A 23,655-nucleotide genomic window follows, 5' to 3' on the forward strand; every position below is an offset into this window, starting at 1 on the left:
GTCAACCGACATTTCGGGCGGATATTGGAGGCCCAGCCTGGACTTGAACCAGGAAAAAGAGCGTTGCACCGCCCCCGCGTTGATCTTCCGCCACCGGGCCGCGGCCATCCTGGCATTTCACGAAGGGGTGATCCAGTGGGGAGCTGTCGTATCCTTAATCAATCCGTTGGCCGGCTCATTTCGGGATGGGGTCCTGCAGCCCGCGGTCCGGCGACTGCAATTGTCCGCTGCGGTGCAACAGTACCGCGTTGCCGAGCGCCCGCGCGGCGTTGCGGACCTCCTCCTGAAAGCCGGTGTCGCGATCCAGCGCCTGGTGCGAGGTCGCGTACGGCTCCATGTAGCCGACATAGCCGTCGGCGAGGCTTTTGCGGCCGGCCTCGATCAGCTTCATGTCGGTCAGCCAGTCGCTGAGGCTCCGCCGCAGCGTTTCGGCACCGGCGGCGTCGCCATGCGCCACGATGCCGAAAAACCGGCCGGCGAGGTGACGCGGGTAGGACCAGCCTTCGAGTTCGAGCGCCTTGGCTTCCGCAGGGGTCTTGCCGTGGGTGGAGGACGGATCGGGATTGCCGCCGTCGGCGCACACCAGCCGGTCGATCATCGCCTTCAGCCCGGTCGGGGCTTGATACCAATTCACCGGCGTCACGATCATGATGCCGTGCGCCGCCACCCACATCGGATAAATCTCGTTCATCCAGTCGTCGGTTTGGCCGAGCGAGTAGTTGGGATAGCAACTGCACGGCCAGTGACACAGTGGCATCGCGGTCGAGACGCAGGTCTTGCACGGAAGGATGTGCTTGCCGAATTCGGAGGCGAGCCGCGACAGATCGAGAATGTCGACCACGAGGCCCATCTGCTGCAGCACCGGCTGCGCAGTCTCGACCAGGCGCCAGCTCTTCGACATCTCGCCCGGGCAGGTGTGCTCGCTGCGGGTGGCGCCGTTGATCAGCAGAATTCGCGGCGGTTGTTCGGGATCGTCGTGGCGGCGCTGGGCCTCGGTGATCGCGTCGCGGGCCTCCAGCCAATCCACCGCGATCTCGTAGTCCGGATCGGCGAAGCCAGGACCAGCTTTTCTGGTCAGCGGCGCTTTGCGCGAATTCGCATAGGCGTCCCATGCCGCGGCGACGATCGCCGAGATCTCGCGATCGAGCGGTGCGAACGCCGGATCTTTGAAGCGGCCGCGATAGCGCCGTTCGAATTCGGCGCGGGTGAGCTGTGCCGGGGGCATCCCCGTGCGCACGTCCGGCTCCGTCATTGCATCCTCTGGTGTGTCGGTCGAAGTGGCATGAACGCCGGCATCCGGAACCCGTTGCTGCCGGGGTAGGTGGGCCGCGGTCACGAACTCGTGTCCGCGTTTCCGTAACAAGCCGGCGGCAGACACGTATCTTGGAGCGCAACAGCGAGGGCAGTTTCGGTGCTTCCGCCCGCCGCAACATCGCGAGGACAGCTCATGCGCGCTTTATTTGGTCGTCTTGCTTTCTGCGCCGCCGCCGTGGGGCTGCTGGGATGGTCCGCACTCGGGCCGTCTCGAGCTGCCGAAGAGCCGGTGGTGATTCCGCCGCCGCAGCTCGACGCCAAGGAGGCCGGCGGCATCCAGACCGCAGTTTTCGCCGGCGGCTGTTTCTGGGGCGTGCAGGGCGTGTTCCAGCATACGGCTGGCGTGGTGAATGCGCTGTCGGGCTATGCCGGCGGCAGCAAGGCGAGCGCGAGCTATCCGTTGGTCTCGACCGGCACGACGAGTCATGCCGAGGCGGTCGAGGTCAAATACGATCCGAAGCGAATCTCCTACGGCAAGCTGCTGCAAATCTACTTCTCGGTCGTGCACGATCCGACCCAGCTCGACCGCCAGGGTCCGGACGTCGGGCCGCAGTATCGCTCGGCGATCTTCGCCACCACGGATGACCAGAAGAAGGTTGCGGACGCCTATATCGCGCAACTCGACGCTGCCAAGGTGTTCGGGGCGCCGATCGTCACCAAGGTCGGTCCGCTAAAGGGGTTCTATGCGGCGGAAGCTTATCACCAGGACTACCTGACGCTGCACCCGACGCAGCCCTATATTGCGTACAACGACCTGCCGAAGATCGAGGCCCTGAAGAAGCTGTTTCCGACGGAGTACCTCGAGAAGCCGACGCTGGTGAGCAGCGCCAAGGCGACCAACTGACGGCGGGGCTCGACGATTCAGGAGGAACGATGTCCGACACCAAGACCATTGCGTCCGGCAAAATCGAGAAGAGCGAGGCCGAGTGGCGCAAGGAACTGACGCCGATGCAGTATGCCGTGCTGCGCGAGAAGGCGACCGAGCGGCCATTCACTGGTGACTACGAATACGAGACCCGGCCCGGCACCTATGTGTGTGCCGGCTGCGGTCAGACCCTGTTCGAGTCCGACGCCAAGTTCGACTCCGGCTGTGGCTGGCCGAGCTTCACCGCGCCGGCGGAGGCGGCCGCGATCGACGAGGAGCGCGATGTCAGCCACGGCATGATCCGCACCGAAGTGCTGTGCTCGCGCTGCAATGGCCATCTCGGCCACGTTTTTCCCGATGGCCCCGGACCCACCGGGCTGCGCTATTGCATCAATTCGGCGGCGCTGAAGCTGCAGCCGAAATAGCGCCTCTGCATCGGCCGGACGAGACAGGACCAGCGACAGCGGGCGCCCTCGCGGCCCCCGCTGTTGTCATCTGCGTAATAAAAATCCGATATTTCATCAAGTTAGCGCAATTCTGGGCGGTCGCGAGTCGCAAATTCGGCGGGGCGTTCCTATATTAGGACGATCGGAATAGAGCCGCAGGTGCCGATCGTCAGGTCGCGCCGGGCGGCGCGTCAATCGTCAGGAGGCTTTTTCAGCCATGGCATTCAGCTACGACACGGCCGCAGAACTGTTTCCCGCCGCGATCCGCAAGAAGCGCCGCACCGGCGTCGCCTATCGCCGTTTCAGCAAGGCGGCGGATGCGGTGCGCTACGCGATCGAGGAATTGCCGGCCGATTGTCTCAACGGCGCCTATCTGCAGGTCGACGAAGCGCGTTTCGACCACAATGGCATCCGCACGCTGTACGAAAGCGATGACTATCCGCTGCAGCGCCGCGCGTCGTAATCAGAACGGCCTGAAGCTCTGCACGTCGCAGCGGTCGACGATTGCCGCGAACCGATAGGTTTCGAGTTTGCCGCTCTTGTAGAACAGCGCATAGGTCTGCCGCGTCTGGTCCGGCGCCTTACTGCGCAGACAGACGATCCACGGCGTCACCGTGACCGGATCGGCCTCGATCGGCCCGGCGATCTCCCACGGCTGCGGCAGCTTGGTTTCTTCCCCGACCCTCTTGAGATCGACAGCGGTCGCCGCAGCTTTCGGCGCCTTGTCGCCACCGTCCGGCAGCACGTCGAGAATCGACGAGCAGCCGGCGAGGGCGAGGCCCGCCGCAAGGCCGACTGCAATCCGCACAATATCGCCGAAACGTCGAATAGGCTGCCCTCCGTCCGCCAGGCCCAGAGCGCCTCCAAGCAGCACGGCCTCCAGATGATCGCAACCCTGTAGTCGATCTTGATCGACAAATCAAAAGCCCGCGCCTGCTACCGATCTGGTCGGTGGCGGGCTCAGATCGTCTGGTTGTAGGCGCCGACTTCGGGATGCTGGCGCAGCACCACATTCACGGCTTCGAACATGTCGTGCATCCGCTGCTCGGACACCGGGCTTTCGACCACGACAACCAGCTCGGGCTTGTTCGAGGAGGCGCGGACCAGGCCCCAGCTGCCGTCGACGCAGGTGACGCGGACGCCGTTGACGGTGACGAGATCGCGGATCGGCTGGCCGGCGACCGTGTCGCCGTTGGTCTGCGCCGCTTCGAAATGCTTCACGATCTGATCGATCACCCGATACTTCACCTCGTCGGCGCAATGCGGCGACATCGTCGGCGACGACCAGGTCTTCGGCAGCGCGTCCTTGAGCTGCGATATCGATTTGTCCGGCGCGCGGTCGAGCATCTCGCAGATCGCGATCGCTGACACCAGGCCGTCGTCGTAGCCGCGGCCGAGCGGGGCGTTGAAGAAGAAGTGGCCGGACTTCTCGAACCCGGCGAGCGCGTTCAGCTCGTTGGTGCGGCGCTTCATATAGGAGTGGCCGGTCTTCCAATATTCGGTTTCGGCGCCCTGCTGTTGCAGCACCGGATCGGTCGCAAACAGGCCGGTGGATTTGACGTCGACCACGAACCGCGCGTTCGGATGAATGGCCGACATGTCGCGCGCCAGCATCACCCCGACTTTGTCGGCGAAGATCTCCTCACCGGTGTCGTCGACCACGCCGCAGCGGTCACCGTCGCCGTCGAAGCCGAGCCCGAGATCGGCCTTGTGCTGCAGCACCGCATCGCGGATCGCGTGCAGCATCTCCATGTCTTCGGGGTTGGGATTGTATTTCGGGAAGGTGTGGTCGAGCTCGGTGTCGAGCGGGATCACCTCGCAGCCGATCGCTTCCATCACCTGCGGCGCGAACGCGCCAGCGGTGCCGTTGCCGCAGGCGACCACCACCTTCAGCTTGCGCTTCAGCTTGGCGTGCTTGGTCAGGTCGGCGATGTAGCGCGCCGGATAGTTCGAGTGGAACGCGTAGGAGCCGGCACCCTGGATGAACTGCGCGCCGAGCACGATCTCCTTCAGCCGGTTCATCTCGTCGGGGCCGAAGGTGAGCGGCCGGTTGGCGCCCATCTTGACGCCGGTCCAGCCGTTGTCGTTGTGCGACGCGGTGACCATCGCGACGCACGGCACGTCGAGATCGAACTGCGCGAAATACGCCATCGGCGTCACCGCCAGCCCGATGTCGTGGACCTTGCAGCCCGACGCCATCAGTCCGGCGATCAGCGCGTATTTGATCGAGGCCGAATAGCCGCGGAAGTCGTGCCCGGTGACGATCTCCTGCGGCCGGCCGAGCTCGGCGATCAGGGTGCCGAGCCCCATGCCCAGCGCCTGCACCCCCATCAGATTGATCTCTTTGCCGAACAGCCAGCGCGCGTCGTATTCGCGGAAGCCGGTCGGCTTCACCATCGGCTCGGATTCGTAGGCGTAGGTGTTGGCCGTCAGAAGCGGTTGCGGCGTCGGAAACATCGGTGGTCTTTCGCGAGCGGAAGGGACGGGCGGACGGCGGCCGTTCAGGAGCGACGATAGTCGTCGTCGAACCGGATGATGTCGTCTTCGCCCAGATAGCTGCCGGTCTGCACTTCGATCAACTCCAGCGTTATCTTGCCGGGATTTTCCAGCCGGTGCGTGGCGCCTATCGGGATATAGATCGACTCGTTCTCGTGGATGGTCTTGATCAGCTCGTCCACCGTCACCCGCGCGGTGCCACGGACCACGATCCAGTGCTCGGAACGGTGGTGATGCTTCTGCAGCGACAGCCGTTCGCCCGGCTTGACGATGATGCGCTTGACCTGATGGCGCGATCCTGAATCGAGCGACCGATACGAGCCCCACGGCCGATGCACCTGGGCGTGATGACTGGTCAGGCCGGGCGCAGTCTTCTTCACCTTGGCGACGAGACGTTTCAGTCCGCCGCCGTCTTTCTGGCGAGAGACCAGCACGGCGTCTTCGGTCGCGACCACCACCAGATCGTCGACGCCTTCGAGCGACACCAGCACACCATCCGAGGAGACGTGGCAATTGCGCGTGTCCTCGAACACCGCCGGCCCCTGTGCCGCATTGCCGGCTTCGTCCTTCCCAGACAATTCCCACACCGCACGCCAGGAACCGACATCGGACCAGCCGCACGACACCGGGATCACTGCAGCGCGGCTGGTCTTCTCCATCACCGCATAGTCGATCGAGATCGGCTTGGCCTTGCCGAAGGCGGCTTCCGGCAAGGTGACGAAGCCGAGGTCGCGGCCGGCGGAATTCACCGCCTCGGCGAGGGTCGACACGCTGTCCGGGTCGACGGCATTGTATTCGTCGATCAGCGCCGCGGCGGGAAACATGAAGTTGCCGCTGTTCCAGAAGTACCCGGACTCGACGTATTGCGCCGCCGTCGCGGCATCCGGCTTTTCAACGAACTCGACGACGGCGCGAACATCGCCGATGATCGGATCGCCGGGACGGATGTAGCCGTAATCCGTCGCCGCCCGCTCCGGCTTGACGCCGAACGTCACGATCCGGCCGTTCTGCGCGGCGGTGAGCCCCGCGCTGCACGCGGCGACGAATGCACCGTTGTCCCGCACCACGTGGTCGGCGGCCAGCGCCAGCACGATCGCGCCCGCCGCGCGTTGCTCGGCGAATACGGCGCCTGCGACGATGGCCGGGCCGGAGTCCCGGCGCATCGGCTCGAGTAGCACGTCGGCCTCGATGCCGATCTCGGCGAGCTGCTCGCGGACCAGGAAGCGGTAGGCCGCATTGGTGATCACGATCGGCCGGCCGAACAGTATCGGATCCGACACCCGCAGAAGTGTTTCCTGGAACGTCGAGCGCGGACCGAACAGCGGCAGAAACTGCTTCGGACGAACCTCCCGCGATGCCGGCCAGAGCCGCGTTCCCGCGCCACCGCACATGATCAGGGGGGTGACATGCTGCGTCATTGACTCAGTCACTTTCCTTACCTGGATCTCCGCTCGAGCGTTCAGAATTGAGCTATGTCCGTCGCTCGCCGAGATACAGGCAAGGCTCGAATGAGGTACCACGACGGCATTGTCAAACGTCCTGAAAAGAGGGGAATTTTGAGGACTGGGACATTGAACGGCTCGCGCATCCTTTATCAAGATGTGTGGTGACTGGCCATCGCAAAAGCACGAGATCGGAGCGCCCGTCTGCGGAGATACCGTGCGGTCGTCGAAGAGGGGTCGACAAAACCGCTAAGGCCTTGCGGTCATGGCGTTTTGCTTCTAGAAGGCGAAAGATCCTCATCGACCGCAACTCCAAGTCAGCAAATATGAAGAAGGCACTTATCACCGGCATCACCGGCCAGGATGGCGCGTATCTCTCGAAGCTGCTGCTTGAGAAGGGATACGAGGTTCATGGACTGGTTCGCCGGTCCAGCACCTCCGAAGTCAATGACGTTCGATTGCGTCATCTCGGCGTCGCCGACGATGTTCGGCTGGTCGATGGCGATCTGCTGGATCTTTCCGGATTGATCAGAACCTTTCGCGACGTCAGGCCGGACGAAGTCTACAATTTGGCTGCTCAGTCTTTCGTCAAATCGTCATGGCAGCAGCCGATATTGACTGGGCAGGTCACGGCGATCGGCGTCGCGAATGTGCTCGAGGCGGTTCGGCTGGAAGCTCCGGGAGCCCGATTCTACCAGGCCTCGTCTTCCGAAATGTACGGATTGATAAGGGAGCCTCTGCAGTCGGAGACAACGCCGTTCTATCCGCGATCGCCCTATGCGGTGGCGAAGCTGTACGGCCATTGGCTCACTGTCAACTACCGCGAGAGCTACGGTCTTCACGCGTCAAGCGGCATTCTTTTCAATCACGAGTCTCCGCTGCGGGGTGTCGAATTTGTGACCCGTAAGGTCACCGATGCCGTAGCGCGCATCAAGCTCGGGCTGTCCAAGGAGCTGCGCCTCGGTAACATCGATTCCAAACGCGACTGGGGCCACTCACGCGATTATGTCGAGGCAATGTGGTTGATGCTTCAACAGGACAAGCCGGACGATTACGTGGTCGCAACCGGCCGCACCGTCACCGTGCGCGACATGTGCGCGATCGCGTTTAAACATGTCGGCCTGTCGATGGACGAGCACCTCGTCATCGACCCGCAACTGTTTCGGCCGGCGGAAGTCGACGTGCTGCTCGGCGATGCATCCAAGGCCAGACGTATCCTCGGCTGGCAGGCCAAGACCACCCTCGAAGACATGATCGTCGAAATGGTGGAGGCGGACCTTCGACGCCTCGCGCGATGAGCCGGTGTGATGGCAAAGTCGGCAAACTCGGTTCGAACGCGATATCCTCGGAGTCAGTGATGTCGTGCGGCTGATGTCGTCGCGGTATTGCGGGAGAAGGTGCTCGCGGCGGGCTGAGTCTTCAACCTCGCCGCCGACGCGCCCGTCCGCATTGGATGCTGCAGGCCTCGCTGAGCGGTTCGGATCGCGAGATCGCCGCCGATGCCCGTCTCGGCCGTTTGAAGCGCCGGGCTCAAGCGCAGTTCAAATCACGGATTCGCCCGGACGATCCGGGCCGGGTTGCCGAACGCCACGACGTTGGCCGGGACGTCGCGCACCACCACCGCGCCGGCGCCGATGATGGTGTCGGCGCCGATCTGAACCCCGGATGCGATCACCGCGCCGGGCCCGACAAACGACCGGTTGCCGATCTCGACTTCGCCGGCCAGCACGGCGCCGGGGGCGATATGCACGCCGTCGCCGAGCACGCATTCGTGGTCGACGCTGCAACTGGTGTTCAGGATGCACGCCGCGCCGATCCGCGCTTCCGCGCCGAGCGCGGCATGCGCCAGCACGTGCGAGCCGGTGCCGACCACGGCGTCTCCGGCGACGAACGCGGCCGGATGCACGGCTTCGACCACGCGGATTCCCATCGCACTCATCAGCGCCTGGATCTCGATCCGGTCGCGGCCACGAAATCCGCCGATCGCGACGATGCCGGCAAGAGCGCCGCGGTGGCGCGCCACGAAGTCCGCCAGACCGTCTCGCCCGGTGACGACCGGCACGCCGGCGAACGGCGGAGCGATGGTGGGGTTGTTGTCGATCAGCGCGACGATCCGGTAGTTCTGCGACGGCATGAATTCGCGCAGCACCTTGGCGTGGCCTTTGGCGCCCCAGATCACCAGATCGGTCGGCTCGATCGTGCTCATGCCTGAAAATCCGGATAACCGAGGTCCTTGTCGGACATGATCCGCCTCGGCACCGCCGGCCACTCGATCGCGAAGGCCGGGTCGTCGAACCGCGCGCCGCGGGCCGCGTCGGGCGCGAACCGGGCGGTCATCTGATAGAACACTTCGGTATCGTCGCAGAGCGTCTGGAAACCGTGCGCAAAGCCCTTCGGAATATACAGGGTGCGCTGATTGTCGGCGCTGAGTTCGACCGATACCCAGCGCAGGTAGCTCGGCGACTGCGGCCGCAGGTCGACGATCGCATCGTACACCGCGCCGCGGGTGCAGCGCACGTATTTGGTCTCGGCATGCTCTTCGGTCTGCCAGTGCATGCCGCGCAGCGTCCCGCTCTTGGCGTTGAACGAGACGCTGGACTGCACGATCGCGACGTCGAGGCCGGCGTCCGCCAGCTCGTCGGCGCAGAACACCCGGGCGAAGTGACCGCGGGCATCGACGATCCGGTCGACCTCGATCAGGATAGCGCCATCGAGACCGAGCGGCGTCAGGCGCATCAGAACACCTGGACGTTTGGAATCGGGACGACGAAACGGCCGCCCCATTCGCGGACGAACGCGAGCTGATCGGCGATTTCCTCGCGCAGATTCCAGGGCAGGATCAGTACGTAGTCCGGCTTGGTCTCCGCGATCCGTTCCGGCGCGACCACTGGGATGTGGGTGCCCGGCAGGTATAACCCCTGCTTGTGCGGACTGCGGTCGGCGACATAGTCGACGAAGTCGGAGCGGATGCCGCAGAAGTTGAGCAGCGTGTTGCCCTTGGCCGCGGCGCCGTAGCCGACGATCGATTTGCCCGCGGACTTGGCCTTGATCAGGAACGTCAGCAGCGCCCGCTTGGTGGCCTGCACCTGGCGATCGAACGAGGTGTAGGTCTCGATCGTGCGCAGCCCGTGCGCCTGTTCGCGATCGAGCAGCGCCGGCACCGACGGCGCGATCTCGGCGGCGGCGGCGTGGCGCGCGTGGATGCGCAGCGATCCGCCGTGGGTCGGCAATTCGTCGACGTCGACGACCACCAGCCCGTGCCGCCGGAACAGCGTATCGACCGCGGTGAGCGACAGGTACGAGAAGTGCTCGTGGTAGATCGTGTCGAACTGGTTGGATTCGATCAGCCGCAGCAGGTGCGGAAACTCCATCGTCACCCGACCGTCCGGCTTGAGCAGAATGGCGATGCCCTCGACGAAGTCGTTCAGCGCGGGAACGTGGGCCAGGACGTTGTTGCCGAGCAGCAGGTCGGCGGCCTTGCCGTCGTCGCGCAGCCGCCGCGCCACCTCGGCGCCGAAGAAGTCGACATGGGTCGGCACGCCCTTGGCACGCGCGACCTCGGCGACGTTCGCCGCCGGCTCGATGCCCAGCGCCGGAATCCCCTTGGCGACGAAGTACTGCAGCAGATAGCCGTCATTGCTGGCGAGCTCGACGACTTGGCTGGAGCCGCCGAGCGACAGCTTCTGCGTCATCTCCTCGACATATCGCTTGGCGTGGTCGAGCCAGGAGGTCGAGAACGAGGAGAAATACAGATAGTCGCCGAAGATGTTCTCCGGGCTTTCGAACTCGGCGAGCTGCACCAGGAAGCAGCTGTCGCAGACGAAGGCCTGCAGCGGGTAGAACGTCTCGCCGTTGCCGAGCCGTTGCGGCGCCACGAAGGCGTTCGACAGCGGCGACATGCCGAGATCGCAAAAGCTGGTGTGCAGCGTCGCTCCGCAGGAGCGGCAGGAGTAGCCTATCATTGCGTGACGATGTCCTGGTACCGGTCGATTTGCGCTTCGCTCAATGTGCGGGCGGTCTCACCGCGATGGTGGCCTTGATACCACTCGACCACCCAGTCGAGCGCCTGTGAAAGCGGCAGCTTCGGGGTCCATTTCAACACCTGCCGCGCCTTGCTGCAGTCGAGCCGGAGCTGGTTGGCCTCGTGAGGATTGGCGGCGTTGTCGAGGGTCCAGGCCGCGCCGTTGCCCCAGCGCGTGCGCATGTGCTCGACGATGGCGCGGACAGGCTGGGCGTCGGTCTCCTCCGGCCCGAAATTGAAGGTGGGATCGGCTTGCAGACGCTGCTTCACGATCGCCTCGGCGATCACCAGATAGCCGTGCAGCGGTTCCAGCACGTGTTGCCACGGCCGCACCGCGTCGGGATACCGGATCACGACCTGCTGCCCCGCCATGAAGCCGCGGACGATATCCGGGATCAGCCGGTCGCGCGCCCAGTCACCGCCGCCGATCACATTCCCGGCGCGCGCGCTGCCGACGACCAGCTTCTGCGCGTCGAAGAACGAACGGCGATAGGCGTCGATCGCCAGTTCGCAGCACGCCTTACTGTTGGAGTAGGGATCGAACCCGCCGAGCCTGTCGGTTTCGCGATAGCCCCAGGCCCATTCCTTGTTGTCGTACACCTTGTCGGTGGTGATCATCACCGCGGCTTCGATGCTCGGGGTGTGCCGGATCGCTTCGAGGACGTTGACGGTGCCCATCAGATTGGTCGCGTAAGTCTCGACCGGGTCGGCATAGGATTGCCGGACGATCGCCTGCGCGGCCAGATGAAACACGATTTGGGGCCGAGACGTCTCGAACACCCGGCGGAGCGCGGCGAGATCGCGGATGTCGGCCTCATGATGCGCGACGACGCTGCCGATCTCCGCCTGAGCGAACAGGCTGGGCGTGGTCGGAGGCGCGAGCGCGTAGCCGGTCACCTCGGCGCCGAGCCGCGACAGCCACAGCGTCAGCCAGCTTCCCTTGAAGCCGGTGTGGCCGGTGACGAGGATGCGCCGTCCTTTCCAGAATGCGGCGTCCATCACCAGATCTTCCAGGGGGCCTTCGTTTCCCACATGCGCTCGAGATTGATCTTGTCGCGCAGCGTGTCCATCGGCTGCCAGAAGTCGCGATGGACGAAGGCGGACAAATTACGCTCGCGCGCGAGGCGCTCCATCGGCTCGCGTTCCCAGATGGTGGCGTCGTCCTCGATGTAGTCGATCACCTTGGGCGACAGCACGAAGTATCCGCCGTTCACCCAGCCGCCTTCGCCGGCCGGCTTCTCCTGAAAGCCGATGATTCGATCGCTCTCCATGTCGAGGACGCCAAAACGTCCGGGCGGCTGCACCGCCGTCACCGTCGCGAGGCAGCCCTCCGCCTTGTGGAACGCGATCAGCGCATTGACGTCGACATTGGAGAGACCGTCGCCATAGGTGAAGCAGAACGCGTCGCCACGAATGTGGCTGCGGACGCGCTTCAACCGGCCGCCGGTCTGGGTCTCTTCACCGGTGTCGATGAAGGTGACGCGCCATGGCTCGGCGTGAACTTGGTGGACCTCGATCTTGTTGTTGGCGATGTCGAGTGTCACGTCCGACATGTGCAGGAAATAATTGGCGAAGTATTCCTTGAACATGTACCCCTTGTAGCCGAGGCAGACGATGAAGTCGTTCAGACCGAAGCAAGAGTAATATTTCATAATATGCCAAATGATCGGTCTGTTTCCGATCTCGACCATCGGCTTGGGACGTGCCGAAGTCTCCTCGGCAATGCGCGTGCCCTTACCGCCCGCAAGGATAACGACCTGCATGTTCTCTCGCCAAGCTCGGGAAGTTGCCAATAAGACACAGATTTTCGGCTTCTATCGCATCAATTCCGGCATCCTGCAATTGGATTGCCCCGATTGTCGAGCGTGCTCCACACCTCCGACCGTGCTTGGCTTCGTCGGTCTCTTGAAGGCATTTCGGCTTTAACGTAATAAAGCAGCGCGGTGGTGACATGCTGCGCCGGGACATCTCCAGACTGTCGTCGTTGGCAATCCTGAAAGGCAGATCGCTTGGAACGTATTCCGGTTTTTGCGCCGTATATCGGCGTCGACACGCTTAAGCATCTCACCGATGCGCTCGATGTCGGCTGGTTGGGCATGGGTGCCACCACCAAGGACTTCGAAGAGCGGATACAGACTTTTCTGGAGACGGATCGGATCGTCGTCGCGACCAATACGGGAACTTCGGCCCTGCATATCGCGCTGTTGGCAGCTGGTTTGCAGCCGGGCGACGAGGTGATCGTTCCCTCGTTCGATTATGTCGCCGACCATCAGGCCATCCGGCTGGCGGGCGGTGTCCCGGTGATGTGTGACATCCGCGACGACAATCTCGGAATCGATGTCGAAAAGGCGGCGAGCCTGGTGACCGACCGGACCCGCGCGATCATTCCGCTGCACTTCGCCGGCATCCCCTGCGACCAGGCGGGCGTCTATGCGCTGGCGAACAAGCATGGGCTGCGCGTCATCGAGGACGCGATGCACGGCTTCGGCACCCGGATCGACGGACGGCGGATCGGCTCCTACGGCGACATCTGCACCTACAGCTTCGATCCGGTGAAGATCGTCACCAGCATCGACGGCGGCTGCGTCGTGCTGAAAAGCGAGCAGGAGGCCGAGCACCTGCAGCGGATGCGGTTTCTCGGGGTCAACAAGGAGACCTCGCTGCGCTACAAGAACAAGCGTGCCTGGGATTATGACGTTCACTGCGACGGCTTCCGCTATCACCTGACCAACATCATGGCCAGCGTCGGCGTCTCGCAGATCAAGCGCGCGGAAGAATTCATCTCGACCCGCCAGGCGGTTTGCCGCGCCTACAGCAACGCTTTTCGGACGCTCGACGGGGTGCGTGTCCCGGCCACCGATTTCACCGACGTTTCACCGTTCATCTATTCGCTGCGCGTGCTCGACGGGCGTCGCGAGGCGCTGATCGCCCATATGGACGCGTGCGGGATCGACGTCGGCATCCACTTCATCCCGGTGCACAAGCACACGCATTTCGCGAACTGTCGCCGCAGCGACATGAGCGTCACCGACAAGGTGGTCGAGGAGGTGCTGACGCTGCCGCTGCACTCGCGCATGGCGCCGGAAGCCGTCGAGCGGGTGATCGACGGCGTCACCAGCTTCTTCGGCGCGTCGGCTGCGGTCCCGGCCTATTCCCGGCGAACCGCGGCGGTCTGATCGAATGTCGACCCTGTTACGCAAGATCAAGGCGCTGTTTCGGCCCGTCGTCGAAGAGGTGCGCGTTGCCAAGGGCACCCAGAAGCGTAGCGGCGAACTACCGGACTGGGCCGCAATCATCGCGACCAATCCGACATTGTGGGCCGATGCCAAGAAGCGCGCGGAGACCGGTCCGCGCGTGCTGATGGCGACGGCGGTCGGCGGCCATCCGCAGTTCACCGTTCTGGAAAGCGCGCTCAACATCGCCCTGACGTTGCGCGGCGTGAAAGTCGACACTCTGATCTGCGATGCGGCGTTGCCCGCCTGCCTGCGTTCCAAGATCAGCGGCATCGATCCGCAGCGGCTGGTCCGGGGCGAGTTGTCCCAGGTGTTCTGCGAAGGCTGCTACGAGCGCGGGAAGGCGGTTTTCGGCAAGACCGATCTGGAGCGCATCGAACTCGGACGTCTGCTGACCGATGAAGATCGCCAGCGCGCCCAGGAATTGTCGCGCACCGTTCCGACCGCCGAGATCGCCGACTTCCAGTTCGACGGATTGCCGGTCGGCGAGCACTGCAGCGCGGGTGCGCTTCGCTATTACGGCATCGGCGATCTTTCCGGCGAGCCGGAAGGTGACGAGGTGCTGCGCCGCTATCTCGAATCCGGACTGCTCGTAGTGCTGGCGATGCGTCGCCTGCTGCAGACGAACCGCTACGACGCCATCGTCACCAATCACGGGATCTATACCCCGCACGGCATCATCAACGCGGTGGCGCGGTCCGCGAACATTCACACCGTGGCCTGGAATCTGGCCTATCGCGCGCAATGCGCGATCTTCAGCCACAACGACACCTATCATCACACCCTGATGAACGAGCCGGTGTCGGCCTGGGAAAACATGGCGTGGTCGCCGAAGCACGAGAAGGACATCCTGACCTATCTCGACAGCCGGCGCGGCGGCAGTCGCGACTGGATCTGGTTCAATCGCGACGCCGACGAGGATATGGCGCGCTTCGCCGCGGAGGTCGGGCTCGATCTCAAGAAGCCGATCATCGGGATGCTGACCAATGTCGTCTGGGACGCGCAGCTGCATTATCCGGCGAATGCCTTCTCGGGCATGCTCGATTGGGTCGAGCAGACCGTGAAGTACTTCGCCGGCCGCCCCGATTTGCAACTGGTTGTTCGGGTGCATCCCGGCGAGCTGGCGCCGCCCGGTGGTCAGACGGTGTCGCGCCAGCCGGTCGCCGAGGCGATCATGAGCTATTGCGGCGGCAACCTGCCGCCGAATATCTTCATCATCCCTCCGGAGAGCAAGACCAGCACCTACGCCGTCGCCGACCGCTGCAATGCGGTCATCATCTACGGCACCAAGACCGGCGTCGAGCTGACCGCGCGGGGCATTCCGGTAATCGTCGCCGGCGAGGCGTGGATCCGCAACAAGGGGCTCACGATGGATGTCGAGAGCTCGGCGGCGTATTTCAGCCTGCTCGACACGTTGCCGCTGGCGAGCCGGCTGGACGAGGCGCAGACGGTGCGTGCGCGTAAATACGCGTATCACTTCTTCTTCCGACGAATGGTCCCGGTGCCGTTCCTGGTGTCGGTTCCGGATTCGTGGCCGCCGTACCGGATCGAGCTGTCGCGGCTCGACGAATTGCTGCCGACGCGGTTTCCGGGGCTGGACGTGCTCTGCGACGGCATCGTCTCGGGTGCGCCGTTCATCTACGAAGCCGAACGGCTGACTCCGCACGATCTGCACTGAACCACATGGCCGGCGATGATCGCCGCCGGCAGGAGAGGGGCACATCGTCTCTGCGGGTCCGCCGCGATCGGCGGCTAGGCCAGCATTTCCTTCAGCAGCGCAGCCTGCCTGTCGTTGAGCGGCCGTCCGGCCGCGTGCCGATACACCGTCATGAACATGTCGGCGAGTTTTGCGGGGTCGGGAAAGGCTTCCTCGACTCGGCGTGTGCCGCGCGCGGCGAGATCCCGAAGCAATTCGGGCGATTGTTCGGCCTTGGCGATCGCGTCGGCAATGCTGCGCTCGTCGAGCGCGTCGAACAGAATCGCGGCGTCGCCGACGACCTCGGGCTTGCAGGTCGCGGTCGAGGACAGCACCGGCAGGCCGTACTGGAACGCTTCGATCAGTGGAAGGCCGAGGCCTTCGAAGGTCGAGGGATGCACCAGATAGCTGGCCTTCTTGAACAGCGCGATCAGCTGCGGCAGCGGAATCGATCCAGGGAACAGGACCTGGTCCTGCAGCTTCAGCCGCTCCCATTCGGCCTTGATCTCCGGCCAGTTGGTCGTCTTGGTGCGGCCGGGACAGACCAGGTTGACGCGAAGACCGCGCTCGTCGCGCAGCAATGCGACTGCCCGCAACAGCCGAATGTGATTCTTGGTCGGCCACGTGGTCGACGGAAACAGGCCGAACCGCTCCGGCGTTCCGGGAGGAAGTTCAACCAGGGACGTATCTTCCTTGAACAGCGGCGGCTTGCGGGGAATGACGGCGATCTTGTCGGGGTCCAGGCCGTAGTGCCGGGCGAGGTCCTGTTTCACCCAGCGCGTCGCCGTCACCACCATCTTCGCCTTGCGGCAACCGTCGCCGAACAGCTCGTCCATCCATTCCGCCTCGCCCTCCGAGAACAGCTCCTTCTCGTGCAGGTGCGGCAGACCCCAGGGTTCGAACACGAACGGGACCGACGTGTCGAAGTGATGCGGATAGGGGAAGTGGATGACGTCGACACCCTGGTCTTTCAGGATTCGATCGCCGTTGCCGGGCGGAAGACTCGCAGCGCCGTAGCGTAGCCCGGCGTAGACGCGCCAGACAATCGGGGTCCAGTGTCGGAAAACGCGGTACTTCCTGGCGAGCGCGGTTACGCGGGGACTCATCGGCCGTTCCATGAAACGCCGATGGAATTGCGCGATGGTCTCTTCACCGAGCGGCAGCGCCGCTGCCAGTTTCTGGAAGCGAGGGCTGTAGCGCTTCGCCTGTGCTTCTTGCGCCACGTACCAGGTGTAGCTGACCGGCCATGGAATCGAGCGCATGCTGGGCCCAAGGAACGGGTCCAGTTCGTGCGTGCTCTTCGTCAGCCCGATCACCAAAACGGGGTCGTCCGGGCGCGTGTCCCGCAACGCCTCCAGCAGAGTGAACAGCGCAGTTTCCGTGCCGCCGGTGACCTTGGTCGACACCTGCGCGTCGATCGCAACCAGAAACGGCCGAGGGCTGGGAACGTTCAATGCGGCTTCCGAAGATCGAGGCACACGACGGCGCGCGCAGCCGCGGGCATATCTGGGTCGCGTTCCGGCTGCTTGACGAAATTATAGTAGCGAAGCCCGGCGGCGGCCTCCGGGGTGGTGACCTGCCAGCCGTTCGGCGAGGTGCTGTAGATCGTTCGGTTGGCGACTTCGCCGCCGAAGCTCTGAACGACATCGTCGACCCCGGCGCTGTCGAAGATCTGCAGCCAGTCCTGATCTTCCTTGTATCCGTAGGGCAGCGTCAGCAGCAACTGGCCACCGGGAATGAGAAGGTCGCGGAACGTCGCCAGAGCGGACCGATAGCCGAACAGATCCTTGGCCGGCTGAGGTTTGGCCAGATTCTCCGCGAACGGCGGAGACGGAATTGGCCACATCCCGACGTGCTCGAGAGTCGAAATGCACACGATCGAGTCGAACGTGCCGGATCGCAGCAGCGGCTTGCGGAAGTCGCCGTGGACGAAGGACAGATTGCGTCGCATCGGAAACTGATCGATGATCAGCGACCAGATCACCAGCTCGCGCTTGGTGAGCTTGTCGTGAGCGAGGATCCACGGCTCGTTCAGCACCGAGCCGGCGTCGATCATCGGTCTATCGGACGCTTTGAGATTGGCCAGCGACCACGGAATTTCCACGCATCGCTCGTCGATATGCGGGCCGTAGCCGTCCGGCAAAGGCGCCTGTTCGGCGAACCGCCGCATCATGTCGGCGCTGGCGATCGTGTCGATCATCAGCTGATTCTTGAACTTGGCGTATCCCGGGGACCACGGAATCCGGCCGCCCCGGATGTACTGGTCGAGAAAGCTCAATTTGCCCGACGTGGCCGCGGCGATGGTCGCCGGCGGTGCGACCTTCGAGGCGAGGCGGCGGAGAATTCGATTGAACATTGTCTGGAGTCCGTCGCTGCCGGGATGGCACTATCGTGCCGTTCGGTCGTCTGGGCACGTCTGCGAAAGGCTTGATTTGTCGTCGAGAACCGCGTCGCACGGGAAATCGGGACCGGACCGCTGCGCTTGTCGCCGGTGCTGTTAGCACACTCCATTTTGCACCGACAACCCATATTATCCGGGCGGCCCGATCTGTGGATTGTGATTGCGTGCGGCGACGTCTCGGCGGTCCGGCCAACCGTGAAATCTGCGGGCGCGGACATCGTCGGGAAGAGACTCGCCCGGCCTTGAATCCGCGCCGTTGGTTGATCGGCGCACGGCGGCGGGAGCCGTGCCGACTCGCCCGATTTCCCCGATTGTGGCCGCGGTTCCGCTCTCGCGGGAATTTGGGAGGGGGGCGTCTTTGGGGTAGATTTCCGGCCTGCAAATCCGTATCGGAGGGAGGGCGAAGCCGGGTCCGGGCGGGCGCGGCCGAGCCTGTTGGGCTGCCGTTTCGAACGGCGGCGCCGGCCTTCAAAGTGCCCGAACAGATGGCTTTCATGACAGCAAATTCGAACAGGCAGGACGACGACGGCGGCATGCAGTCGGCCGGCGGCACGATCCTGATCCGGCCGCACAGCGGATTGACCCGGCTGGGCATCCCGCAGGTGTTCGAATACAGCTATCTGCTGAAGTTCTTCGTGCTGCGCAATCTACGTGCACGCTATCGTCCGACGCTTCTCGGCTACGGCTGGATCGTGCTGCGGCCCGCGCTGCTCTGCCTGGTCTACGCCCTCGTGTTCGGCCATCTACTCGGGGTGCAGAGCCCCGGCGTACCGATGGTGCTGTTCGTGTTCTTCGGCGTGGTCGTATATCTGTTCTTCGCTTCGGCGCTGACCGAGGTCGCTAACTCGCTGTCCGGCGCCGCCGGCATCATGAGCAAGGTGTACTACCCACGGCTGATCACGCCGCTTTCGGCGCTGACCACCAATCTGGTCGATCTGGCGTCGTCGATGCTGATCATCTTCGCGATGATGGCGTTCTACGGCGTGATCCCGCCGATCCACGTGTTCTACTTTCCGTTGTTTCTCGCCGGCTTCGTGCTGGTCACGTTCGGTTTCGGCCTGATCCTCGCGTCGTACTCGGTCGAGCGTCGCGACATCATGATCGCGCTTCCTGTGGCGATGCGGGTGCTGATCTACGCGATGCCGGCGGTGTATCCGATCAGCCTGGTCTCCGAGCGCCACCAGGTGTTCTACTATCTCAATCCGCTCGCGGTGTATCTGCAGGGCATGCGGTGGTCGTTGATGAACGATCAGGCGGTGCCGCTGTGGTCGATCGCGCTCGCCGTCGTGGTGACGGTCGCCAGCGTGCTGTACGGATTGGTCCTGTTCAACCGTGTCGAACGCACCATGGTCGACAGGCTTTAGGAAAACGGTTCCCGAGATGTCGAAACCGGTCATCAGCATTGAAAAGCTGGGCAAGCAGTACAAGGTCGGCGGCAAGCCGTTCTGGGCTCTGCGCGACATCACGCTGGACGTGAAGCGCGGCGAGGTGCTCGGCATCGTCGGTCGCAACGGCGCCGGCAAGACGACGCTGCTGCGGATCCTGTCCCGGATCACCGATCCGACCCACGGCAAGGCCGTCATCCGCGGCCGGGTCAGCACGCTGCTCGAAACCGGCACCGGCTTTCACCCCGACCTCAGCGGCCGCGAAAACATCTACCTCAACGGCGCGATCCTCGGCATGAGGCCGCAGGAGGTGAAGCGGCGGATGGAGGAGATCGTCGAGTTCTCGGGCGTCGGCAAGTTCATCGACGCGGCGCTGAAGTCGTATTCCTCCGGGATGCGGTCGCGACTGACCTTCGCGGTCGCGGCCCATCTGGAAACCGAAGTGCTGATGATCGACGAAGTGCTCGCCGTCGGCGACATCGCGTTTCAGGAGAAGTGTCTCGCCAAGATCAACGATCTGACGCGCGAGGATCATCGCACGGTTCTGTTCGTCAGCCACAGCATGGGCGCCATCCAGTCGCTGTGCTCCAGTGCAATCCTGATCGAGGACGGCACCATCGTGGCAAAGGGCGAAACCGAGCACGTGGTGGCGAAGTACAACTCCCTGCTTCTCGGTCCGAAGGGCAGCACGGAGATGACCAATACGGCCGGCAGGCCCGGGTCCGGCACCGTCCGTCTGACCGGCATGCAACTCGAAGACCTCGACGGCAAACCGATCACCAGCGTCCCTGCCGGTTCGGGCGCGCGCCTGGTGTTCGATTATGTGAGCGTGCTCGACCAGGAGGTACGCGACGTCATCGTCACCGTCGTGATCGTCGGCAGCAAGGGCTTTCGGCTGTTCGGCATGCCCAGCGACATCATTCGCTCGAAACTGACGCTGAGCGCCAAGTCCGGCCAGTTCGTATGCACCTTGCCGCAGCTGCCGTTGCTGCCGGGGCACTACGACATCGTGGCCAGCGTGCTGGTGAATCGCGAGCTCGCCGACAAGATCCAGAACATGTGCCATCTGCCCGTTTCACATAATGATTATTACGGCACCGGTCGCATTCAGCAGGGCGCCATGGGCGACGGCCTGATCGATTTTTCCTGGGACGTGCGCAATGGTGGGCCGGAGCCGAGTTCATCGTCGGTGGCGTCGCGTGAATCCGCGGTCTGAGACCGCCTCGAAATTGCTGATCGAAGGATGGCGATAGCCGTGAGCACCGATCCGATGCCCGTCGACTCCTGCCCCCGCATTACCGTCGGTTTGCCAGTCTACAACGGAGCGCAATATCTGCGGCGGGCGATCGACTCGATCCTCGCTTCGCGATTTACGGACTTCGAACTGATCATCTCTGACAACGGGTCGACCGACGAGACACCGCAAATTTGCCGCGAGTATGCGGCGCGGGACAACCGGATCAAGATCATCACACAGCCGAAGAACCGGGGTGCGGTGGCCAATTTCCAAGCAGTGGTCGCGCCCGCGCGCGGAAAGTATTTCATGTGGGCCGCCGACGACGACGTCTGGCTGCCGGATTTCATGTCCCTCACGTCGGCTGAACTCGATGCTCATCCGGACGCCGCCGTCGCCATGTGCGCCGTGAAGCGGCGGGAGGGGGCTGAAGGAGATGTGATCGACGTACTCCGGTTTCCGTACGTCAATAAGGAAATGGGCGGGACCCGGTTTGGAAATTTCCGCCTGATGACCTCGTCCAGCAAGATTTCGCTGTTCGTTTATGGCCTGTTTCGCACCGAACTCATGAAAAAGTCGATCTTGCTGTTTCCCCATACCCTCGGGGGCGATCGGCAATTCATGTGCCAGTTCACCTTGAGTGGGGATTTTCGTTTTGTCGATTCCGTGCAATATGTCCGATCGATCCAGAGTTCCCACGAGTGGTCGTATCGTCGGAATTCGTCGCGACCGTCGGTGCTGCTGAAGCAGATGGCGTCATTCATCTCGCTGATGGTGAGATCGCCGATCGTCCCGGCTGCGCAGAAGGTCAAACTTCCGCTACTGGCCTATCGCTACGCGGTTTTCATAGGCCTGCACGCGGCCTCGAATCTGCGGAAGCTCATTCAAGCCGAGCTCTCGGGAGACGCGGCCGGGCGGCGAAATGGAAAGGCTTTGATGGTGGTCCAGTTGTACGTGCGTCTGAGGCAACTCGTCGCGAAGAATTTGAAGCTCGTGATGCTCGGCCTCGTCGGCGGCGGGGCGGCGCTGCTGGGCTGCGCAGTGATTCTGCTGCTGGCCGGAGAGGTCACCGTTGCTCTGCTGCTCCTGCTCGCAGGCGGCATAGCTGGCCTGGTTGCGGGCGAGATCCTGATCGCCCGGCTGGTGCGCGAGACCTTCAAGCTGGTGAAGTGGCGCGGGACGCAACAGTCCGATGCGCGAAAGAGTCTGGACGACATCCGCAACGAGGTCCGGCGTCTCACCGATCTGCAACTGGTCCAGCGCGTGGCCGATGTGGGCGTTGACGTCGCGGTCCCGACCAGCAGGTACGCGCAGAACAGGCTCGCGCTCATTCGGAAGGAAGTGACGTTCGCCCATCAGGTGGAGACGAGCCGAATCCGGGAGTTGTACCTCGGTGAGATCATGCCGGAGGCGCTGAAGGTGCCGGTGCCGCTGGGCGCGATGAACGAATTGACCGGCCATCCGAACAAGGCCGATATGATGATGGTCTGCGCGATCGCGGGCGCGATCAAAGCCAAGCGGATCTTCGAGTTCGGCACCCATGTGGGCCGCACGACGTTCCACCTCACCGCCGTGAACGAAGAGGCCGAGGTCACCACCCTCGACATCGGCGATGCGGCGGTGAACGAATACGCCCCGTATATCGGAAACTTTTTCAAGAACACCGGCAAGGACGGTCGAATTCGCCAGATCTTCGCCAACTCGTTCGAATTCGACCCGACGCCGTATCGCCAGCAGTTCGACTTCGTCTTCGTCGACGCCGATCACAGCTACGAGGCGGTGAAGAACGATACGCTCAAGGCCTTCGAGTTGCTCCGACCGGGCGGCGTTGTGATGTGGCACGATTATGCGCCCAAGAGCGCCGGCCTCGTGCAATTCATCAAAGAATATACGCTCGCTGAGCGGCCACTGTTCCGAATTCGCAACACCTGCCTGCTCTTGCATATCGACGGGGTCGACCCGCTGACCTTCCGGCCTTACCCGATGCTGTCGTCGCTCGATCTCGACGCGAAGCAGAAGGATCCTCACAAGATGGATGAGATCTACCACACCTGATCGATGGTCCGGCGCGCTCTGAATCGCGCCGACGCGAACAGGAGCGTTCAGGCAAGACGCCCCCCGTGTGCGACACGGAGGGCGAGGTTCCTCGTCTGACGTTTCGAGAGTGAGCGGCTTTACACGCGGAGCAGAAAGCCGCTGGGAGCCACAGTGATCAGCAATTGATTCTCGATCTGCTTGTCGATCTCGAACTTCATCGGAGCGCCATCCAGCGATTTCGCCTCGCTCGTCTCGAGCTGTTTGATGAAATCGTGAACCGCAATCTTAGGATTGTTCGATTTGCCCCAGGGACGATCCGGATACAGGCTCTCCGGCAGGTCGTCGATGATCGTGTCGAAAACCACGCAATAGCTGCCCTTGCTCACGAGCGGGGCGTACAGCCGCAGTTCTTCTTCGACGTGATCGCGGGTGTGATTGCTGTCGAGGCAAACCATCACCTTCTTGCGGCCCCGTGCCGCGTCCCGAGCGGCATCAGCGGTCGCCTGAGCGATGCTCGAGCCCTGGATCAGGTCGATTCGCTTCGACATCGGATGTGCGACAATCGCCGCGCGATTGTGCTCGCGAATGTCGATATCGATGCCGAGGACACGCGCATCGGCGTTGCCGCCGCACGCGGCAATCAACTCGAGGATGCTGGCGTAAAAGATCAGCGAGCCACCGCGCGCAACGCCGGTCTCGATGATGAGATCAGGCTGCACGTTCCACAACAATTGCTGCATGCCGATGACATCCTGAGGATGCTGGATGATCGGTCGACCGAGCCATTCGAAATGGTAGGAGTACTTGTGCTTAGCAGCCGTGGTCACCCATTCGAGCGTCAGCTCTTTGAGTTTCTCATCGTCCCCTTGCTGCTGAATCTCGCCGATGCACTCTCGCTTGAAGTTCGCGTGATCGTCCATATCCGTCCTTATCTGCTTCTTACGCGCTCGAAGCGGACGTGCTTTCGAGCTTCGCCCCAGCAGTGCGCGTCAAGGTGTTTGGGATGGTCGGGAAAGTGTGTCGGTCTCGCTCGTACCCGTTTGAAACTAAACGGTTATCATAGATTGACTCATCTGCCCATGCCG

Annotated in this window: 21 protein-coding genes and 1 tRNA gene; 9 read left to right on the plus strand and 13 right to left on the minus strand. The window is 63.3% G+C overall.

Annotated elements, in window-relative coordinates; translation table 11 throughout:
* Positions 1 to 25: 25 nt before the first annotated feature.
* Together DWA33_RS05580 and DWA33_RS05585 are read right to left on the minus strand one after the other, a co-directional pair.
* Positions 26 to 100 (minus strand) — tRNA-OTHER (locus tag DWA33_RS05580).
* Positions 101 to 175: 75 nt separating this feature from the next.
* Complete coding sequence (locus tag DWA33_RS05585; RefSeq protein WP_114357112.1) at positions 176 to 1,252, minus strand: flavodoxin family protein; 1,077 nt, start codon at positions 1,250 to 1,252, stop codon at positions 176 to 178.
* Between the two features lie 195 nt (positions 1,253 to 1,447).
* Here DWA33_RS05585 and msrA point away from each other — a divergent pair, with 195 nt between their 5' ends.
* The 3 genes from msrA (at position 1,448) to DWA33_RS05600 (ending at position 3,088) form a co-directional block, all read left to right on the plus strand.
* On the plus strand, positions 1,448 to 2,158 hold the full coding sequence (gene msrA / locus DWA33_RS05590; protein WP_114357113.1) for a peptide-methionine (S)-S-oxide reductase MsrA: 711 nt from the start codon (positions 1,448 to 1,450) through the stop codon (positions 2,156 to 2,158).
* 29 nt (positions 2,159 to 2,187) lie between these two features.
* Positions 2,188 to 2,604: a peptide-methionine (R)-S-oxide reductase MsrB gene (gene msrB / locus DWA33_RS05595; RefSeq protein ID WP_114357114.1), complete on the plus strand. Its 417-nt coding sequence runs from the start codon at positions 2,188 to 2,190 to the stop codon at positions 2,602 to 2,604.
* A gap of 238 nt (positions 2,605 to 2,842) precedes the next feature.
* On the plus strand, positions 2,843 to 3,088 hold the full coding sequence (locus DWA33_RS05600) for a hypothetical protein (RefSeq protein WP_114357115.1): 246 nt from the start codon (positions 2,843 to 2,845) through the stop codon (positions 3,086 to 3,088).
* Here DWA33_RS05600 and DWA33_RS05605 read toward each other — a convergent pair whose 3' ends face one another.
* From DWA33_RS05605 to DWA33_RS05615, 3 genes are all read right to left on the minus strand, one after another.
* A complete protein-coding gene (locus DWA33_RS05605) occupies positions 3,089 to 3,433 on the minus strand; it encodes a hypothetical protein (protein WP_114357116.1) in 345 nt (114 codons plus the stop codon).
* A 152-nt stretch (positions 3,434 to 3,585) separates the two neighbouring features.
* Positions 3,586 to 5,082, minus strand: a complete 1,497-nt coding sequence (locus DWA33_RS05610) for a phosphomannomutase/phosphoglucomutase (RefSeq protein ID WP_114357117.1) — start codon at positions 5,080 to 5,082, stop codon at positions 3,586 to 3,588.
* Between the two features lie 44 nt (positions 5,083 to 5,126).
* The gene (locus DWA33_RS05615; protein ID WP_114357118.1) at positions 5,127 to 6,539 is read right to left on the minus strand and encodes a mannose-1-phosphate guanylyltransferase/mannose-6-phosphate isomerase; all 1,413 of its coding nucleotides are present in this window, start codon (positions 6,537 to 6,539) and stop codon (positions 5,127 to 5,129) included.
* A gap of 350 nt (positions 6,540 to 6,889) precedes the next feature.
* Here DWA33_RS05615 and gmd point away from each other — a divergent pair, with 350 nt between their 5' ends.
* Positions 6,890 to 7,861 (plus strand): GDP-mannose 4,6-dehydratase, encoded by a 972-nt coding sequence (gmd, locus tag DWA33_RS05620; protein ID WP_114357119.1) that lies wholly within the window; start codon positions 6,890 to 6,892, stop codon positions 7,859 to 7,861.
* Positions 7,862 to 8,109: 248 nt separating this feature from the next.
* On the opposite strand, the gene DWA33_RS05625 is transcribed toward gmd, so the two are convergent.
* The 5 genes from DWA33_RS05625 to rfbF are packed head-to-tail and all read right to left on the minus strand — an operon-like array spanning position 8,110 to position 12,347.
* A complete protein-coding gene (locus DWA33_RS05625) occupies positions 8,110 to 8,769 on the minus strand; it encodes an acetyltransferase (RefSeq protein WP_114357120.1) in 660 nt (219 codons plus the stop codon).
* Positions 8,766 to 9,299: a dTDP-4-dehydrorhamnose 3,5-epimerase gene (gene rfbC, locus DWA33_RS05630; RefSeq protein ID WP_114357121.1), complete on the minus strand. Its 534-nt coding sequence runs from the start codon at positions 9,297 to 9,299 to the stop codon at positions 8,766 to 8,768. The genes DWA33_RS05625 and rfbC overlap by 4 nt, the downstream gene beginning before the upstream one ends.
* On the minus strand, positions 9,299 to 10,525 hold the full coding sequence (locus tag DWA33_RS05635; protein ID WP_114357122.1) for a class I SAM-dependent methyltransferase: 1,227 nt from the start codon (positions 10,523 to 10,525) through the stop codon (positions 9,299 to 9,301). The genes rfbC and DWA33_RS05635 overlap by 1 nt, the downstream gene beginning before the upstream one ends.
* The gene (gene rfbG, locus DWA33_RS05640) at positions 10,522 to 11,583 is read right to left on the minus strand and encodes a CDP-glucose 4,6-dehydratase (protein WP_114357123.1); all 1,062 of its coding nucleotides are present in this window, start codon (positions 11,581 to 11,583) and stop codon (positions 10,522 to 10,524) included. Before rfbG ends, DWA33_RS05635 begins: the two co-directional genes overlap by 4 nt.
* A complete protein-coding gene (gene rfbF / locus DWA33_RS05645) occupies positions 11,583 to 12,347 on the minus strand; it encodes a glucose-1-phosphate cytidylyltransferase (RefSeq protein ID WP_114357124.1) in 765 nt (254 codons plus the stop codon). Before rfbF ends, rfbG begins: the two co-directional genes overlap by 1 nt.
* 246 nt (positions 12,348 to 12,593) lie before the next feature.
* On the opposite strand from rfbF, the gene DWA33_RS05650 reads away from it, so the two are divergent.
* Positions 12,594 to 13,760, plus strand: a complete 1,167-nt coding sequence (locus tag DWA33_RS05650; RefSeq protein ID WP_114357125.1) for a DegT/DnrJ/EryC1/StrS family aminotransferase — start codon at positions 12,594 to 12,596, stop codon at positions 13,758 to 13,760.
* 4 nt (positions 13,761 to 13,764) lie between these two features.
* Positions 13,765 to 15,495 carry a capsular biosynthesis protein gene (locus tag DWA33_RS05655; RefSeq protein WP_114357126.1) on the plus strand — a complete coding sequence of 577 codons (1,731 nt, stop codon included), beginning with the start codon at positions 13,765 to 13,767 and terminating at the stop codon, positions 15,493 to 15,495.
* 74 nt (positions 15,496 to 15,569) lie between these two features.
* On the opposite strand, the gene DWA33_RS05660 is transcribed toward DWA33_RS05655, so the two are convergent.
* Together DWA33_RS05660 and DWA33_RS05665 are read right to left on the minus strand one after the other, a co-directional pair.
* On the minus strand, positions 15,570 to 16,967 hold the full coding sequence (locus DWA33_RS05660) for a glycosyltransferase family 4 protein (RefSeq protein WP_114357127.1): 1,398 nt from the start codon (positions 16,965 to 16,967) through the stop codon (positions 15,570 to 15,572).
* Positions 16,964 to 17,869 (minus strand): class I SAM-dependent methyltransferase, encoded by a 906-nt coding sequence (locus tag DWA33_RS05665; protein ID WP_114357128.1) that lies wholly within the window; start codon positions 17,867 to 17,869, stop codon positions 16,964 to 16,966. The genes DWA33_RS05660 and DWA33_RS05665 overlap by 4 nt, the downstream gene beginning before the upstream one ends.
* Before the next feature lie 539 nt (positions 17,870 to 18,408).
* Between DWA33_RS05665 and DWA33_RS05670 the strand changes: the two genes are divergently transcribed.
* From DWA33_RS05670 to DWA33_RS25095, 3 genes are read left to right on the plus strand one after another with little or no spacing between them, the layout of a single operon-like run.
* Positions 18,409 to 19,278: an ABC transporter permease gene (locus DWA33_RS05670; RefSeq protein WP_167443128.1), complete on the plus strand. Its 870-nt coding sequence runs from the start codon at positions 18,409 to 18,411 to the stop codon at positions 19,276 to 19,278.
* A 16-nt stretch (positions 19,279 to 19,294) separates the two neighbouring features.
* The gene (locus DWA33_RS25090) at positions 19,295 to 20,515 is read left to right on the plus strand and encodes an ABC transporter ATP-binding protein (RefSeq protein ID WP_167443129.1); all 1,221 of its coding nucleotides are present in this window, start codon (positions 19,295 to 19,297) and stop codon (positions 20,513 to 20,515) included.
* Between the two features lie 39 nt (positions 20,516 to 20,554).
* Positions 20,555 to 22,588, plus strand: a complete 2,034-nt coding sequence (locus tag DWA33_RS25095) for a glycosyltransferase (protein WP_167443130.1) — start codon at positions 20,555 to 20,557, stop codon at positions 22,586 to 22,588.
* Positions 22,589 to 22,707: 119 nt separating this feature from the next.
* Here DWA33_RS25095 and DWA33_RS05685 read toward each other — a convergent pair whose 3' ends face one another.
* Entirely contained in the window at positions 22,708 to 23,490 is a 783-nt protein-coding gene (locus DWA33_RS05685) for a cephalosporin hydroxylase family protein (RefSeq protein WP_114357130.1), read from the minus strand.
* Positions 23,491 to 23,655: the final 165 nt, after the last annotated feature.

Source organism: Rhodopseudomonas pentothenatexigens, assembly GCF_900218015.1.
Taxonomy (GTDB): domain Bacteria; phylum Pseudomonadota; class Alphaproteobacteria; order Rhizobiales; family Xanthobacteraceae; genus Rhodopseudomonas; species Rhodopseudomonas pentothenatexigens.